The sequence below is a fragment of the Mesorhizobium sp. M1A.F.Ca.IN.020.06.1.1 genome (genome assembly GCF_004023265.1).
GTDB lineage: Bacteria > Pseudomonadota > Alphaproteobacteria > Rhizobiales > Rhizobiaceae > Mesorhizobium.
In genome coordinates this window covers 1-1,081 of the sequence record NZ_RZSR01001400.1, presented here as the reverse complement: position 1 = coordinate 1,081, position 1,081 = coordinate 1, and the positions used below count along the sequence as shown (strand labels likewise).

General features: G+C 63.6%; 1 protein-coding gene and 1 pseudogene. Both read left to right on the top strand.

Annotation, left to right across the window (positions count from 1 at the left end; genetic code table 11):
- On the top strand, positions 1-823 hold an 823-nt coding region (locus tag EOA60_RS34370), incomplete at its 5' end, for a putative PEP-binding protein (protein WP_348632750.1).
- A gap of 139 nt (positions 824-962) precedes the next feature.
- Positions 963-1,081, top strand: a pseudogene (locus tag EOA60_RS39450) (peptide chain release factor 1); the annotation flags it as partial.

Below are 1,081 nucleotides of genomic sequence, written 5' to 3'. Positions count from 1 at the left end.
GACCTTACCGCGCGCCGAGGCGCAGGAGCGGCTCTATCGCGATGTGCTCGAGGCGGCGCGCGGCAAGCCGGTCACCTTCCGTACCATCGACATCGGCGGCGACAAGGTGCTGCCCTATTTCAAGGGCGCGGTGCAAGAGGAAAACCCGGCACTCGGCTGGCGGGCGATCCGGCTCACCCTCGACCGCCCCGGCCTCCTCAGGACACAGATCCGCGCGCTGCTCAAGGCTTGCGGCGGGCGTGAGCTGAAGCTGATGCTGCCAATGGTGACGGAACTGTCGGAAATCGCGCAGGCGCGCGAGATCATCGACCGCGAAGTCCGGCACCTGTCGCGTTTTGCGCATCACTTGCCGACGAGCCTCAAGCTCGGCGCGATGCTGGAGGTGCCGTCGCTGCTGTTCCAGCTCGACGAGTTGATGAAGGCGGTCGACTTCGTCTCGGTCGGTTCCAATGACCTCTTCCAGTTCGTCATGGCAGTGGACCGCGGCAACACGCAGCTTGCCGACCGTTTCGACACGCTGTCGGCACCGTTCCTGCGCGTGCTGAAGCAGATCGCCGACGCCGGCGCGCGCAACCATACGCCGGTGACGCTGTGCGGCGAGTTGGCGGGCAAGCCGATCTCGGCGATGGCGCTGATCGGCGTCGGCTTCCGCTCGATCTCGATGTCGCCGGCCTCGATCGGCCCGGTCAAGGCGATGCTGACCGAATTGCCGCTGCAGGAGCTGGAAGCCTTCTTCAGCGACAATCTGATGGCCCCCGCCCAAGGAACGCCGATGCGGGCGCTGCTGCAAGCCTTTGCCGACGACCGCTCCATTCCGCTCTAGATTCACGTGAGGGCGGTCTGCAAATGTCGATTTTCAGCGCTTCAGGTGCTCATGTACCTAAATGTACATTCCGCTCCGGTTCTCGAAACTCGCCAGTTTCGACTCGTCCTGACGTGAAGTCCACCGAAGTCCCAAGCCCATGATCAACCTGCCCCGCGACCGCATGGACCAAGTCGTCAAGCGTTTCGACATGCTCGAAGCGCAGATGTCGGCAGGGCCGTCGGCCGATGCCTATGTCAAAATGGCTTCCGAATATGC